Below are 14565 nucleotides of genomic sequence, written 5' to 3'. Positions count from 1 at the left end.
TCACCGCCTCACCTTCGCTAAAGGTTCGGCGAGCAGGGAAAGACGCCAAGACGCAAAAAAAAGGCGCAAAGAGAATGCCGAGCATGAGAGCTTGGCTTTTTCTTTGCGCCTCTGCTATTAAAAATGATTCTACTTCGCGGGTGTAATCACAATGTTACGGAAGTCGATAGGCCCATGATCGCCTTGGAACAAAATGGGGCCGGGCTCGCCTTCCTTGCTATCGATGGCGCCACCGGTGGGGCCCGCGATAGCCTGGTTTGAAATGATGGTCTTGCCATTGGCAACCACGGTCACATGGCGGCCCACCAGGGTGATGTCGTAGGTCTGCCATTCGCCGGCATCCTTGGCCACCATTTCGCTGGGAGTGATAAGTCCATAGACACCGCCGAGAAAACCATACCAAGGCTCTTTGCCCTTGCTGTCTTCGATCTGTACTTCATAGCGGCCGCGCAGATACACGCCGCTGTTGCTGCCTTTTTGGTAGCGGAATTCCAGGTGAAGTTTGAAATCATTATAGGTTTGATCGCTCAACAGGTTAGATCCTGATTTAGGGCTGCGAAGCACGCCATTCTCTACCACCCATTGGTTGGTGGCGCCTTGTGGGTGCCATCCTTTGAGGTCTTTACCATTGAACAAGGTCACAGGAGCACCCCAAACCGGCTCACTTTGTCTTTTGAGCGATGGCGCGCGCACCCCGGTCCAGTTGTAGGTTTTGCCATCGGTATACACCATGGTGCCCGTGAGCTTGTCACCGGAAACGGTTCCTTCGAACGACATGTCGCTCGTGCCAGGTTCCCATTGCGGGGGGATGGCGAAGCTGAATTTGCCGTCGGCGTAAGTTACTTTAGAGATGGGACGGGCGCTGCCGAAAGCATAGCAAAAACGGCCTACCAAGGTATGGTGTCCCGAATGTTCAACTTCCAGCCACGAGGGAAGGGATTTGCCGTCCTGTTCTACGGTGATGTCCCATCGTCCCTCGATCGGGCGCGTAGGATCGACTTCCTGGGCGTAGGCACTGAGTGCAGACAGGAAGATCATCATGCCGCAGAGGGCGGCATGCCAAATGTGTGACGAGGCATTGCGTGTTTTCGTGTGTACTATCTTTTTCATAATTCGTTTTTTAAAGACCGGTTGTAGACGGTTCATGCAGAATCAAATATGCATTAATTTCAATTATTTTCACAACTCTTTCGGGATGGGTGGATAAACGATTTGCAGGCCTGCTGTCGTGATTTGGCTTCTTCGCGGAGTATACCCAAGGTATTTTTAAAATGCGTATAGATAGTCCGTTGTATCCATCAGAAATTCAGCAACTCCTCCAGGGCGGCCCTGACTTTTTCCGCGTTGGGCAGCATGGCTTTTTCCAGGCCAACGTTGAGCGGAACGGCGGGGAGGTTTGCCGCACCCAAGGTCCATACCGGGGCATCGAGCGAGCGAAAACATTCCCTTTGAATACGACCCGCCAGCGATTCGGCGAAGGAGTTGAGCAAGGGCTCTTCCGTGAGCACAAACGCCCGGCCATGTTTGTTTACGGCCAGCGTGATCGCTTCCCAATCGATGGGATTTAACGTGCGCAAGTCTATGATCTCCACCCGTCCTTCGAATGAACGGGAAGCCTCCTTTGCCCAATAGATACCCATGCCATACGTAATGATGACGGCGCTCGATCCCTCCGACACTTTTTCTTCGGCGGCCCATTGGACAATATTTGCTTTGCCGAGAGGGACGACGTAATCCGCGTCCGGTTCAATGGTTTTAGCCTCTTCGGTGCCCGGCACTTTCGACCAATACAATCCTTTGTGCTCCAACAGCACCACCGGATTGGGATCATAGAACGATGCCTTCAACAATCCTTTCATGTCGGCCGCATTCGACGGATACACCACTTTTATGCCGCGTATCGTCAGCAACGTCGACTCTATGCTCCCGGAATGATAGGGCCCGCCACCACCATAGGCACCAATGGGAACGCGAATGAGCGACTGCACGGGAAATTTTCCGTGCGACAGGTAGCAGCTCTTCGAAAGCTCTTCCACCAATTGGTTCATCCCAGGCCAGATGTAATCCGCAAACTGGATCTCCACGATGGCCTTCGCTCCCACGGCCGACATGCCGGCCGTTGACCCGACAATATAGGCCTCCTGGATCGGCGTGTTGAAGACGCGTTCGTCGCCATATTTCTGCGCCAGCGTTGCCGCCTCGCGAAATACACCACCGAGACGGCGGCCCACATCCTGGCCGTAGAACAAAGCTTCCGGGTGATTTTTTAAAAGGTCGTCCACAGCGTGCAAGGCGGCATCGACCATGAGTACTTTTTCTCCGCCTTCGGGTTGCCGTTCGCCTTGTTCGGTGACGATGGCAGGTGGCGCAAATTCATGCGTATCAAAATCAGACTGCGACGGATCGGGTGAATCCTTTGCCTGCTCGTAGGCTTCAGAAATTTTTGCCGCGGCTTCGGTTTGAATGGCCCACAGTGTTTCCTCGGTTTCACCGCGCTGCAACAAGTATTCGCGCAAGCGATCGATGGGGTCGTTCTGCCGGGCTTCTTCCAGCGAGTCGCCGCGGTACCATTCCTTTCTTACACCCGAGGTGTGGTGGCCCAATAGCGGGCACGTGGCGTGCACGAGCATGGGGCTCCTTTTTTTGCGCACGGTCTCGAGGGCTTTTCGCATGCCCAGGTAAGAATCGATAAAGTCTGCGCCATCAACGGCCATGCGATCCATGCCTTTGAAACCTCCGGCATATTCATAGGCGTCCATGGTGCGCATCTCCTTGCCGGTGGCGCTTATACCCCAACCGTTATCCTGCACCAGGTATAGGATGGGTAGTTTCTTCAGGACCGCCATTTGGAATGCTTCGGCCACTTCGCCTTCCGTTACAGAACCATCGCCCAACGAGCATACTACCAGCGCTCCATTGGCTTCTTTTAGTCCTTGCGATTCCAGGTAGGCAATGCCTTGCGCCATGCCGGTGGCCGGGATGGCCTGCATGCCGGTAGCTGAGCTTTGGTGTGGGATGACCGGCAGGCCCTCGCGGCGCAGCGCGGGATGTCCATAGTAGGACCGGCCACTCGTGAACGGGTCGTCGCGCTTGGCCATCAGTTGCAGCATGAGTTCGTAGGGGGACAATCCGATTCCCAACAAAATGGATTCGTCGCGATAGTAGGGAGACAGGTAGTCGATCGCCGTCAGTTGAAGGCCGGTGGCCAGTTGGATGGCTTCGTGACCGCGCGACGTGCTGTGGACGTACTTACCGCAGACGTCTCTCTTCTCATCGTAGGTCTCGGCCATGCGGCGGGCCTGGCACATCAGCGCGAAGGCCTTCATCAGAATTTCGCGGTCTACTTCGGGCTTCAGCTTCCGACGCGCCGGTGAAGGGGTTGTCAGGGACATGTTGAACTGGGTTGGTCTCGTGTTAAAGATACATATTTCACTTTATTTCAAACGATTGATACACCCCTGAAGTATGTGATGAACGGCGAATGCACGGTGTGGAATTTTAGAGACAATCCTTCTTATTCGTACCTGCCTTTCATACCTTTGCACGGAATGTCCACGATGCCCACAAAAGAAGAAATACGCGACTGGCTCACCTCACTCCAGCAAGACATCTGCGAACAGTTAGAAGTCACCGACGGCAAGGCAAAATTCATCAGCGACCCCTGGGAAAGACCCGGTGGTGGCGGAGGTGTGAGCCGGGTGCTCACGGTGGGCAACATCATCGAAAAAGGGGGCGTCAATTTTTCGGCCGTGTGGGGAAAGACTCCTGAACCGGTGCTGAAGACCATGGCCATCGAGCCGGGTGCTGAGCCGGATTTCTTTGCGACGGGGGTGTCCATTGTTTTGCATCCCTACAATCCCATGGTGCCGATCATTCACATGAATGTACGGTATTTTGAAATGAGCAACGGCACCTGGTGGTTCGGCGGCGGCATCGATCTCACACCACACTATGTTATCAAAGAAGATGCGCATTATTTTCATGCGCAGTTAAAGTCCGTTTGCGACCGTCACGATCCTGCCTACTACAAAGACTTTAAGAAATGGGCCGACGACTATTTCTTTATCAAACATCGCCAGGAGACCCGCGGTGTCGGCGGCATATTTTTCGATTACCTGAAAGGTGATCCTCCCTTCGACAAAGCATCGCGTTTTGAGTTTGTTAAAAGTGTCGGGTCGGCTTTTGCCCCGATCTATACACAACTGATGAAAAAGAATCATGGGTTGCCGTACACCGAGCAGGAGAAACAATGGCAATATCTTCGACGCGGGCGTTATGTGGAGTTTAACCTGGTGTGGGACCGCGGCACCAAGTTCGGGCTGGATACCGATGGACGCACAGAATCCATCCTCATGAGCCTGCCCCCTCAAGCGCAATGGGAATATAATCATGTGCCTGCACCGGGTTCACCCGAGGCGGCCACACAGGCTTTGTTGATAAAAGGTATTGATTGGAGTCCAGCCTAAACCTACTTTGCGAACCAAAAAATTGACCTCGTTACATTGAAAAGTTTTATCCAGAGAATTTTATACGCGGGCATTCACCGTGCCTTGTCGCGCTCGCTCATGCGCACCATTGTGCTCACCAATGCGTTGGCGCTGATCACGATCGCCCTGGCCAGCACGACATTTCTTCATTCGCTGATACGCAACCACGGACGCCTCAGCGTTTCGTCGTCGATCAACCTCGGTGTGATGGTGTTGTTGTGTGGCATCCTGGTGTTGAATGATGCCCGACGGTTTAACCTGAGTCGCTTCATCCTCAGCGTGCTGGTGCCCGTGGCGTGTTGTGCCATTCTCTTCCTGCCGCGGTGGAAAAATCCGGACCTGTTTCATTATTTGCCCCGCAGCCCTCAATTGTTTTGCGTCATCCTGGCGACCAGCATTATCCCGCTCATGGTCTTCAGCGTTCGCGAACGGAGGCTACTCATTCCCGCGGTGGGCATCAATATCCTGATCCTGATCACCATCGATCCCACGCTCTTTTATTTCAGCGCCGACCGACACGGGGAATATGGCTTTTATCGCTACTTCGGAAACAACCTCACCATTTTGGCAGCGGGTTTGTTCCTGATGGGCGCCATCGTATTCCTCAAAAACCTTTTTGAAGATTTCGAGCTGCTCAATGAAAGGCTCATCGACAACCTCAACGACAAAAATGCTCAACTGGAAAAGAACAACCGCGATCTCTACCGGTTGAACCAGGATATTGAAACGCAGAATGAAGAGATCCAGGCGCAGAGTGAAGAGCTGATGCAAAGTCAGGAGAGCCTGATGATGGCCAATCACAAGATCGAAGAGCAGAAGGTGGAACTCGAAAATCAGAACGAATTGCTGGAACACCTGCTGGCCGAGAAGAAGCAAGACCTGGTGCAGACGAATCAACAGTTGGTGTCGCGCAACTCGGAGTTGGAGCAATTTTCATACACCGTCTCCCACAACCTGCGCGGCCCTGTGGCCAGTTTGCTGGGGCTGATCAATATCATAAACCTCACCGAAAACGAGGATGACAAGAAACACATCCTCAAGCTGATCGAGCAATCGGCCCTGTCGCTGGAAACGGTCATCAAGGACCTCAACAAGATCATCGATATCCGTCATGATAAATTCAACATCAATGAGCGCGTCGAACTGGAAGAGGTATTGTCCGTGATCACGGAATCATTGAAAACGTTTATCGTGGAGAACAACATCGCGATCACGCACGACTTCAAGCATGGCGAAGCCTTTGTTTCCATACGGGCCTACCTCAGCAGCATTTTATACAACCTGATTAGCAACGCCATCCAATACCGTTCACCGGAAAGGAAGCCCACGATCCATATCACCTCGGTGTTGAAAGACCGCATGCTGATCCTGGAAGTGGCCGACAACGGTTTGGGCATCGACCTGACTCGTTACCAGCAAGACTTGTACAAACTCTACAAGCGCTTCCACGACCACATCCCCGGCAAAGGACTCGGGCTCTACCTGGTGAAGCAGCAGGTCGAAAAATTGAACGGCTCCATCGAGGTAGAGAGCGTTCCTCACCAGGGAACGACGTTCAGGATCCTGTTGCCCGTCTGACGACCTTACTTCTTAAAGACTTTTACATAGGCTGCTTCGTCGAAGCCTAGCGCTATGACCTTACCGTTCTGCTCGATGAGGGGTCGCTTGATCACGCTAGTCTTTTCCATCATCAAATCGATGGCTGCTTTTTCGCTGGTGACTTTGGCTTGCTCCGATTCGTCGAGCTGACGCCAAGTGGTGCCGCGCTTGTTCACGAGGCTCTCCCATCCTACTTGCTTGCTCCACTCCTTTAGCTTAGCGGCCGTGATGCCCTTGGTTTTGTAGTCGTGAAAGTCGACGGTGACGTTGTGCTGCTTCAGCCAGTCCATCGCGGTTTTCACGGTGTTGCAATTTTTTATGCCGTAGACGGTCATAGCGATATAGGGGATTTGAGTCTGTTAAAAATTTTCGCGCAGTTCGTATACCTTCCGCAACTTGCGGATCAGTCGTTCTGATTCCTTGAAGTCGAGCGTTTGTTGTCCATCCGACGCCGCTTCCTCCGGTTTTTGATGGGTTTCGTAGATCACGCCATCGGCACCAGCCATGACGGCAGCCAACGCTACGGGTTCAACATATTCGCGTATGCCGATGCCGTGGGAAGGGTCGGCGATCACAGGCAAATGGGTCTTTTCTTTCAGGATTGGGATGGCGTTTATATCCAAGGTGTTGCGGCTGGCACGTTCATACGTGCGGATGCCCCGCTCGCACAGCAGGAGTTTTTCGTTGCCCGCGGCAAAGACGTATTCAGCGGAGTACAGCAACTCTTCGATCGTCCCCGAAATACCGCGCTTGATCATCACGGCTTTATCTACCCGCCCCAATTCATCGAGCAGGTTAAAGTTCTGCGTGTTGCGCGCGCCCACCTGGAAGACATCTACATAGTCATGCATCTCCGCGATCTGGCTCACCTGCATCACCTCGCTGATGATCTTCATGCCCGCCTTGCGCGCCAGCGTGTGCCACATCTTCAGGCCCTCCACCCCAAGCCCGCGAAAAGCGTAGGGTGAACTGCGCGGTTTGAAAACACCACCCCGCATGATGCGCACACCCTGTGACACCAGGTGATCGATCGTTTGTTGCACCTGCGATTCGTTCTCGATGGAACACGGTCCGGCCATGATGGACAACGTGCCGTCGCCAATGATCACGCCATCGCCGAGGTCGAGGTGTGTCCGGTCTACTTTCCATTTGCGCGACACCAGCTTGTAGTCGTCCGAAACGCGGTGGATGTCGGCGATCCCGGGCATATGTCCCAGCAGGCGGATGTCGAATTCTTTTTTGCCGATTCCGACAAGGTAAACATGCTCTTGCGTTTTTACTTCGGTGGTCTTATAACCGAGGGACTTGCTCTTGCTGATGATCGCCTCTTTGTCGGCAGTCGCGATCGACGGTTGCAGTTGAATGATCATGACTTGGAGTTGTTTTTGAGTGATACGGCAAAGGCCTCGCTGTCGGAGGCGACGTTCGCAGACTTCTTCAGCACATTGATAAAGGCGCTGCCCACGATCGCTCCTGCTCCATAGGACGATGCCTTGGCAAACGTGGCGTGATCTGAAATGCCGAAACCAATGAGGAAAGGATTTTTTAACTTCATCGTCTTCAGCCGGTCGAAATATTGCAACTGCGTATCAGCGAACTCGCCCTTGGCGCCCGTGATGCTGGAAGCAGAAACCGCATAGATGAAGCCGTCTGTTTCGTTGTCGATCTTGCGGATACGGTCCTCTGACGTGGTGGGCGAGATCAGGAACGTGTTGCTGAGGTTTGCGGCCTCGAAAGTGGTTTTGTATTCCGCCAGGAAGGCGTCCATGGGCAGGTCTGGCAAAATAACGCCGTCTACGCCTGCCGCGGCGGCGTCTTTAGCGAAGCGTTCGATGCCGTATTGCATGACGGGATTTACATAGCCCATCAGGATGATCGGAATTTTAACCGTCTTGCGGATGAGCTTCACCTGTTCCAGGATTTTTGGCAAGGTGACGCCATTCTCCAGGGCGATCTTGTTGCTCTCTTGTATCGTTGGTCCGTCAGCTACGGGATCGGAATAGGGAATGCCGATCTCGATAATATCCGCGCCACCTTTTTCCAGGGCGGTGGCAATGGCGGCCGTGCTGTCAAATGTTGGGAAGCCGGCGGTATAGTACACTGACAATATATTTCCTTTCCCACTTGCGAAAAGGTCTTTGATCCTGTTTTTCATTTTCTTCTTATTAAGGTTGATGTGTGCTCGGAGTGCTCGACCGGTATTACTAATATTTTCCCCAACGGATATACGTTTCCAAATCCTTGTCGCCACGGCCCGATAAATTGACCACTACCACGTCGTCCTTTTCAAATGTAAATTGACTTAATGCTGCCAACGCGTGCGCTGATTCGATAGCGGGGATGATGCCTTCCATCCGGCTCAACTCCAGGCCCGCGTTCATGGCCTCGTCGTCAGTGGCGCTTACAAACTTTACTCTTCCCACATCAAACAGGTGGGCATGGATGGGCCCGATGCCGGGATAGTCCAACCCGGCCGAGATGGAGTAGGGCTCCACCACCTGACCGTCTTCCGTCTGCATCAGGATCGTTTTGCTTCCATGGAGCACGCCGGGTTTCCCGAGTGCCGTTGTGGCTGCAGACTCGCCACTGTCGACTCCTTTGCCAGCAGCTTCGGATGCTACCAATGTGACGTGTTCATCGTCCAGGAAATGATAGAACGCTCCAGCGGCATTGCTCCCTCCACCGACACAGGCAAACACATAGTCAGGATAAGGATTGCCGATCTCCTCCTGCAATTGCTTTTTCATTTCTTCGCTGATCACCGATTGAAAGCGAGCGACCATATCGGGATAAGGATGGGGTCCTACCACCGATCCAATGATGTAATGTGTATCCGTGGGGTTGTTGATCCAATGCCGCATGGCTTCGTTGGTGGCGTCTTTCAGGGTCATGCTGCCGCTCAGTGCGGGAACCACTGTGGTCCCCAGGATGCGCATGCGTTCCACGTTGGGGCGTTGCCGCTCCATGTCAATTTTACCCATGTAAACAATACATTCCATTCCCATCAGCGCACATACCGTTGCCGTAGCTACGCCGTGTTGGCCTGCGCCGGTTTCAGCAATGATCTTTTGCTTGCCCAGGCGTTTGGCCAGGAGGATCTGACCAATGGTGTTGTTTACTTTGTGCGCGCCAGTGTGGCACAGGTCTTCGCGCTTCAAATAAATCGTGGCGCCATATTTTTCGGAAAGGCGTTTCGCCAGGTACAGCGGCGTGGGGCGTCCCACATAGTCGCGGAGCAGTTTATGAAACTCCTTTTGAAAGCCTTCTTCGTAAATGATGTCCAGGTAGCGCGTGCGCAGCTCTTCCACGTTGGGGTAAAGCATCTCGGGAATGTAGGCGCCTCCAAATTTGCCATAGTATCCCTTTTCGTTTACAGTGTATTTCATGCTTTCAGGTTTAGATCACTCAATGATTTTAATTTCTCAAGGACAAATTCGATTTTTGATATGTTCTTCACGCCGGGGCTATCTTCCACCCCGCTGTTCACGTCCAGTGCGTAAAGGTTCATGTCTTTTAGCCCCGTGATGTTTCCAATATTTTCTGGCGACAATCCCCCACTCAGGAAGAAGGGAATTTCCTGGTCGTACTGTTGAAGCAGCGACCAGTCGAAAGCTTGGGCATTGCCACCGTAGTATTTTCCTTTGGTATCGAAAAGAAAAAAGTCGGCCACGGGTTTGTAAGGTTGCACGACACTCCAATCAAAGTCCTCTCCCATCGAAAACACTTTGATAACCCCCAGTCCTTTAGCTTTCAGTTCACGGCATTGTTCCGGCGTTTCGTTCCCGTGCAGTTGAATTAGGGTGAGGTCATACCGCGAGGCCAGGTTCAGGATGGTCTCCGTGGTTTCATTTACAAAGACACCCACTTTTTTTATGCTTGCCGGAATGGCCGGCATCACAAAATCATCGCCGACAAACCGGGGTGACTTACGATAAAAGATAAAGCCCATATACTGTGGCGACAACGCCGCTACCTCCCGGATGTTTTCACCATCCCGCATACCACAGATCTTCAGCTTTATGTCCGTGTACGGCGCCATCAGTGCGTTGCTTTTTTCAACTCGTCGATAAATTCCTTTGCGGCGATTTCGGGACGGGCGTGTTGCATAAAGTTTTGCCCCATCAAAAATCCTTCGTAGCCATATTTTTTTAATTCAAGAATGGTGGCCACCGATTCGATGCCGCTCTCCGAAACTTTCACCACCGTGTCGGGGATCCGTTTGGCCAGCTGTTTAGATATTTCCACGCTGAGTTCAAAAGTTTTCAGGTTTCGGTTGTTCACGCCGATCAGGTCGGCTTGGGCGTCGAGGTTGGCGTTCAGTTCTTCTTCGTTGTGTACCTCCAATAAAACCTCCAGTCCAAAGGAATGCGCAAATGCGGCCAGTTCTTTTACGCGTGCCGGCGGCAAGGCGGCGGCGATGAGCAAGATGGCATCGGCGCCGATCGACTTGGCTTCCACGATCTGGTATTCGTCGATGGTAAAATCTTTCCGGAGGATGGGGCAAAAATTAAATTTTCGCGCCGTCATCAAATCGTCATTGCTACCCCCGAAGAAATTCGTGTCCGTCAGCACCGACAAGGCGGAAGCGCCGGCCTGCATATAGCCAATGGAGGTGCGCTCCACCGACACATGCGGGTTGATCACTCCTTTCGAAGGCGACTTGCGTTTTATCTCGGCAATGATCCCCGAAAGGTCGTCGCGCTGGATGTATTTTTTCAATGACACGGGTGGCGTGGCAAAGTAGTGGCTTTGCTCCAGCAGCTTCACGGGATAGAGTTCCTTGCGATCGGCAACTTCTTTCTTTTTATAGGCGATGATCTCGTCCAATATGTTCATGTCGATCTTGTTTTATTTTCCCATCAGATTTTTGAAAGACTGTAACGCCTTCCCGGATTTGAGCGCATCGGTGGCGCGTTCCACCGCGCGGGGCAAGCCTTCTTTTTGATGGCCGGTATACAAAGCCATCGCCGCGTTGGCGATCACGGCCGATACTTGCGCGGGCGTGCCCTTCCCTTCCAAAACATTCATAAACACCTTGGCCGATTCCTCCACGGTATTGCCACCGCGAATGTCGTCATGCACCAATCGGGGTTGGCCCAGGTCGGCCGGCTCCAGCATTTTTTCTCCTCCATTGAAGAAGAACTTGAACGGGCCCGTCAGCGACACTTCATCGTATCCGTCGATGGAGTGGAGAATGACAAAATCCTTTTCAGTATTCTGATATAGGTACCCGTATTGTCGCGCCAGCTCCAGGCTGAACACGCCTACCAACTGTCGCGTAGGAAAAGCGGGGTTTACCATGGGACCCAGCATGTTGAAAAATGTCTTCACCCCCAACTCCTTGCGTATAGGTGCCACGTTTTTCATGGCCGGGTGAAAGAGCGGGGCGTGCATAAAGCAAATGTTCGCCCGGTCAAGACTGCGCTTCAATTCGTCGAGGTCGTTTGTGAACTTGTAACCGAAATATTCCAACAAGTTCGACGATCCGCAGGCCGACGACACGCCATAGTTGCCGTGCTTGGCAACGGGTTGTCCCGCGGCCGCCACCACAAAAGAGGATAATGTCGACATGTTGAAGGTGTTCTTGCCATCGCCGCCCGTTCCACAGACGTCCATCACCGGCTGATCAAATTTCGCCGGCACGCAAAGCTCCAGCATGGCGTCGCGAAAGCCTTGGAGTTCGTCTACGGTTATGCTGCGCATCATGTACACGGTCATGAAGGCCGTGGTCAGGCTGGGATTATATTTTCCGGACGCCAGATCGACCAACACTTTCTTCGCCGACTCCTTGGTGAGCGAGCGGTGGTCGATGAGTTCGTTGAGAATTTCTTTCATGTTGTTTTGTATTGAATGCTTTTGTATGAGGTCTGAATGCGGGGTGATCAATGTTTCAGCCAGTTCTCCACCATCTTGGGGCCTTCGGGTGTCATGATGGATTCGGGGTGGAATTGCAGGCCTTTCACATCGTAGCGCACGTGGGTCAATCCCATGATGAGCCCGTCGTCGTTGGTGGCGGTGGCGCGCAGGTCGTCGGTGAGCGTTTCGGGTTTTATGGCCCAGGAATGGTAATGAGTAGCCTGGAATGTGTCGGGCACATTCTTAAAAAGATATTCGTTGCGATCGGTCACCGTGGCCACCGACGTGACACCGTGAAGCACTTTCGGGATGTTGAACAAGGATGCTCCATACACCTCGCCTATTCCCTGATGACCCAGGCAAATGCCCAGGATACTTTTGGTCGGACCATATTCGCGCACCACCTGCTTCATGATGCCGGCTTCGTCGGGAATGCCCGGGCCTGGCGACAGCAGGATCTTATCGTAAGCCTTCACAGCCTCCAGCGCGATCTTATCGTTCCTGAAAACGTCAAGCGAATAGTTCAACGCCCGCAGGATGTGGACGAGATTATAAGTAAAAGAATCGTAATTATCGAGAACAAGAATTTTCATGTGTGTATACTGATTTGCTTTTGCGTGTGATGATTTCTTTTCGGTTGATGTTTTAAATTTTCTCTGCCATTAAAACTGCCTTGCGCAACGCTGTCAGTTTATTGTTCACCTCTTGCAGCTCGCTTTCGGAATTGGACTTGGACACTACGCCGGCGCCCGCCTGGTAGATCAATTTGTTCTCACGACTCAGGAACGTCCGGATCATGATGGCATGGTTGAAGGAACCGTCATATCCCATAAAGCCGATCGCGCCACCGTAGAAACTGCGGTTGATGTTTTCATATTTATCGATCAACGTCATGGCCATATGCTTTGGCGCTCCCGAAAGCGTTCCCGCGGGAAACGTATCGGCCGCGATGTTCACGACGGAAGTGTCTTTTTTCAACGTACCCGTCACTTTCGAAACCAGGTGGATCACGTGCGAATAGAATTGGATCTCCTTAAATACCTCCACCGTCACATGCTCGGCATTGCGGCTCATGTCGTTGCGCGCCAGGTCGACCAGCATGACGTGTTCGGCATTCTCTTTTTCATCGGCAGCCAGTTTCTCGGCGATGGCGGCATCTTCCTGGTCGTTGCCCGAACGTCTGAACGTGCCGGCAATTGGGTAGATATGGGCCTTGCCGTGGCTCACCTGCAACTGCGCTTCCGGCGACGAGCCAAAAAGCTTGAAGCTTCCATAATCAAAATAGAACAGATAAGGCGACGGGTTTATGGAACGCAGCGCGCGATACACATTAAACTCATCGCCCTTGAAACCGGTGGTGAACCGGCGCGACAACACGATCTGGAACACATCGCCGCGGTAGCAATGCTCCTTCCCTTTCTCCACGATCTTCACAAACTCTTCGTCGTCCACGTTGGAGGTCTCGCCGTCGGTGAGGGAGAATTTATAGGTCGAGAACTTGTTGCTGAAAATGATCTGCTCCACGCGGTCCAACGTGCTGTGGCATTCGCCCTTGCCGGCATAGCAATGCTCATACAAGCTCAACTCGTTGGAGAAATGGTTGACGATGATCACATAGCGGTACAACTTGTACAACACATCGGGGATGCTTTGCTCCTTCTGATCGATCTTCACATCCTCAAAGAAACGGATGGCATCATAGGCGATGTAGCCGAACAAGCCGCAGTTGGCATACGCCGAGGGAATGTTATCGGGCTCGATGGCATTCTTGAAATTCTCCAACATGGTGGTGACCTGGCCCACGCGGGTGATGGTCTCTTTCTCCGTTTTGCCGTCGGGATAACGGTATTCGGCGGCGTTGCCTTTCACTTCGAACGAAGCGAGTGGATCGCAGCAGATATAAGAAAGACTGTTTTCATGACCGTGATAATCGGAGCTTTCCAGCAAAATGCTACCGGCATACACATCGCGCAACTTGAGGTAGATGTTCACGGGCGTGAGCGTGTCGGCCAGCAGTTTTTTGGAGTAGGTTTTCAATTTGTACTTCATCGGCGTATAGCTATGGATTGAGTTTGGACAAAAAAAGAAGGCCTGCTGTGAACAGCAGGCCTTCGGCTTATTTTAAAAGTCATAACAAGGCTGTTCACATATCGGATCCCGATCTGTGCCACCACCATGCAATGTTTGTAAACTTTATCATTTGATCTTCGACAGCTTATTTCTTAGTCGTAGTTCTTTTCGGTTTTGCTGCTGCTTCACCAGCGGCTTCAGTTGTTACAGGTTTCTTGGAAGCTGTTCTTTTCAGTTTTGCTTTCAGGGCCTTTTTGTTACGGGAAACTCCGTAAGAGTCTCTCCAGATTTTTCCTTTTTTCGACTTTTTATCTCCTTTTCCCATGTTATGGTTGCTCTTTGCGAGGGCAATAATAGTAAGTAATCGTTTTATAACAAACTTAGCGTAGAAAAATTTTAAAGCGCCTCACCTTCGCTAAAGCTTCGGCGAGCGCAGAGCGGCGCCCTCCTTCGCTAAAAGCTTCGGCAGGCAGGCAAAGAAAAAAGCGCAAAGGTCTTTCCGTCAACCTTTGCGCCTTTACCTCTAACCGCGCTCGCCGAAGCTTTAGCGAAG

14 protein-coding genes are annotated in these 14565 nt (G+C 52.3%); 2 read left to right on the top strand and 12 right to left on the bottom strand.

The genetic code is table 11. The annotated features are described in order from the left end of the window. Nucleotides 1–129: 129 nt before the first annotated feature. Both BUB30_RS01835 and BUB30_RS01830 read right to left on the bottom strand, forming a co-directional pair. Nucleotides 130–1110 carry a 3-keto-disaccharide hydrolase gene (locus BUB30_RS01835; protein ID WP_073130443.1) on the bottom strand — a complete coding sequence of 327 codons (981 nt, stop codon included), beginning with the start codon at nt 1108–1110 and terminating at the stop codon, nt 130–132. 188 nt (nt 1111–1298) lie between these two features. Further along, entirely contained in the window at nt 1299–3392 is a 2094-nt protein-coding gene (locus BUB30_RS01830; RefSeq protein WP_073130440.1) for an alpha-ketoacid dehydrogenase subunit alpha/beta, read from the bottom strand. 156 nt (nt 3393–3548) lie between these two features. On the opposite strand from BUB30_RS01830, the gene hemF reads away from it, so the two are divergent. After that, entirely contained in the window at nt 3549–4466 is a 918-nt protein-coding gene (gene hemF, locus BUB30_RS01825) for an oxygen-dependent coproporphyrinogen oxidase (RefSeq protein WP_073134651.1), read from the top strand. A gap of 36 nt (nt 4467–4502) precedes the next feature. After that, nucleotides 4503–6065, top strand: a complete 1563-nt coding sequence (locus BUB30_RS01820) for a sensor histidine kinase (RefSeq protein WP_073130438.1) — start codon at nt 4503–4505, stop codon at nt 6063–6065. A 5-nt stretch (nt 6066–6070) separates the two neighbouring features. Here the strand turns inward: BUB30_RS01820 and BUB30_RS01815 are convergent, their stop codons facing one another. The 10 genes from BUB30_RS01815 to BUB30_RS35540 all read right to left on the bottom strand — a co-directional run bounded on the left by BUB30_RS01815 (nt 6071) and on the right by BUB30_RS35540 (nt 14337). Beyond that, nucleotides 6071–6421: an ArsC family reductase gene (locus tag BUB30_RS01815; protein ID WP_073130435.1), complete on the bottom strand. Its 351-nt coding sequence runs from the start codon at nt 6419–6421 to the stop codon at nt 6071–6073. Between the two features lie 24 nt (nt 6422–6445). Further along, nucleotides 6446–7456, bottom strand: a complete 1011-nt coding sequence (locus tag BUB30_RS01810) for a bifunctional 3-deoxy-7-phosphoheptulonate synthase/chorismate mutase (RefSeq protein WP_073130432.1) — start codon at nt 7454–7456, stop codon at nt 6446–6448. Continuing rightward, nucleotides 7453–8241, bottom strand: a complete 789-nt coding sequence (gene trpA / locus BUB30_RS01805; protein ID WP_073130430.1) for a tryptophan synthase subunit alpha — start codon at nt 8239–8241, stop codon at nt 7453–7455. Before trpA ends, BUB30_RS01810 begins: the two co-directional genes overlap by 4 nt. A 49-nt stretch (nt 8242–8290) precedes the next feature. Beyond that, entirely contained in the window at nt 8291–9472 is a 1182-nt protein-coding gene (trpB, locus tag BUB30_RS01800; protein WP_073130427.1) for a tryptophan synthase subunit beta, read from the bottom strand. After that, entirely contained in the window at nt 9469–10125 is a 657-nt protein-coding gene (locus tag BUB30_RS01795) for a phosphoribosylanthranilate isomerase (protein ID WP_245804015.1), read from the bottom strand. Before BUB30_RS01795 ends, trpB begins: the two co-directional genes overlap by 4 nt. Further along, nucleotides 10125–10922 (bottom strand): indole-3-glycerol phosphate synthase TrpC, encoded by a 798-nt coding sequence (gene trpC / locus BUB30_RS01790; protein WP_073130424.1) that lies wholly within the window; start codon nt 10920–10922, stop codon nt 10125–10127. Before trpC ends, BUB30_RS01795 begins: the two co-directional genes overlap by 1 nt. Before the next feature lie 12 nt (nt 10923–10934). Beyond that, nucleotides 10935–11921: an anthranilate phosphoribosyltransferase gene (gene trpD / locus BUB30_RS01785; RefSeq protein WP_073130421.1), complete on the bottom strand. Its 987-nt coding sequence runs from the start codon at nt 11919–11921 to the stop codon at nt 10935–10937. A 47-nt stretch (nt 11922–11968) separates the two neighbouring features. Next, nucleotides 11969–12535, bottom strand: a complete 567-nt coding sequence (locus BUB30_RS01780; protein WP_073130418.1) for an anthranilate synthase component II — start codon at nt 12533–12535, stop codon at nt 11969–11971. Nucleotides 12536–12587: 52 nt separating this feature from the next. Then, on the bottom strand, nt 12588–13991 hold the full coding sequence (locus tag BUB30_RS01775; RefSeq protein WP_073130416.1) for an anthranilate synthase component I family protein: 1404 nt from the start codon (nt 13989–13991) through the stop codon (nt 12588–12590). Between the two features lie 166 nt (nt 13992–14157). Continuing rightward, nucleotides 14158–14337 (bottom strand): 30S ribosomal protein THX, encoded by a 180-nt coding sequence (locus BUB30_RS35540; RefSeq protein ID WP_073130414.1) that lies wholly within the window; start codon nt 14335–14337, stop codon nt 14158–14160. Between the last annotated feature and the right edge of the window lie 228 nt (nt 14338–14565).

Origin of the sequence: Chryseolinea serpens (genome assembly GCF_900129725.1) — a bacterium.
GTDB classification, from domain to species: Bacteria; Bacteroidota; Bacteroidia; order Cytophagales; family Cyclobacteriaceae; genus Chryseolinea; species Chryseolinea serpens.
The sequence above is the reverse complement of the archived record's forward strand: the minus strand, read 5'-3'. Positions and strand labels throughout refer to the sequence as shown.

Excerpts from the sequence above, each read along its gene's own strand:
- BUB30_RS01835 (WP_073130443.1), bottom strand. The coding sequence starts at position 1,110 with ATGAAAAAGATAGTACACACGAAAACACGCAATGCCTCGTCACACATT.
- BUB30_RS01830 (WP_073130440.1), bottom strand. The coding sequence starts at position 3,392 with ATGTCCCTGACAACCCCTTCACCGGCGCGTCGGAAGCTGAAGCCCGAA.
- hemF (WP_073134651.1), top strand. The coding sequence starts at position 3,549 with ATGTCCACGATGCCCACAAAAGAAGAAATACGCGACTGGCTCACCTCA.
- BUB30_RS01815 (WP_073130435.1), bottom strand. The coding sequence starts at position 6,421 with ATGACCGTCTACGGCATAAAAAATTGCAACACCGTGAAAACCGCGATG.
- BUB30_RS01810 (WP_073130432.1), bottom strand. The coding sequence starts at position 7,456 with ATGATCATTCAACTGCAACCGTCGATCGCGACTGCCGACAAAGAGGCG.
- trpA (WP_073130430.1), bottom strand. The coding sequence starts at position 8,241 with ATGAAAAACAGGATCAAAGACCTTTTCGCAAGTGGGAAAGGAAATATA.
- trpB (WP_073130427.1), bottom strand. The coding sequence starts at position 9,472 with ATGAAATACACTGTAAACGAAAAGGGATACTATGGCAAATTTGGAGGC.
- BUB30_RS01795 (WP_245804015.1), bottom strand. The coding sequence starts at position 10,125 with ATGGCGCCGTACACGGACATAAAGCTGAAGATCTGTGGTATGCGGGAT.
- trpC (WP_073130424.1), bottom strand. The coding sequence starts at position 10,922 with ATGAACATATTGGACGAGATCATCGCCTATAAAAAGAAAGAAGTTGCC.
- trpD (WP_073130421.1), bottom strand. The coding sequence starts at position 11,921 with ATGAAAGAAATTCTCAACGAACTCATCGACCACCGCTCGCTCACCAAG.
- BUB30_RS01780 (WP_073130418.1), bottom strand. The coding sequence starts at position 12,535 with ATGAAAATTCTTGTTCTCGATAATTACGATTCTTTTACTTATAATCTC.
- BUB30_RS01775 (WP_073130416.1), bottom strand. The coding sequence starts at position 13,991 with ATGAAGTACAAATTGAAAACCTACTCCAAAAAACTGCTGGCCGACACG.
- BUB30_RS35540 (WP_073130414.1), bottom strand. The coding sequence starts at position 14,337 with ATGGGAAAAGGAGATAAAAAGTCGAAAAAAGGAAAAATCTGGAGAGAC.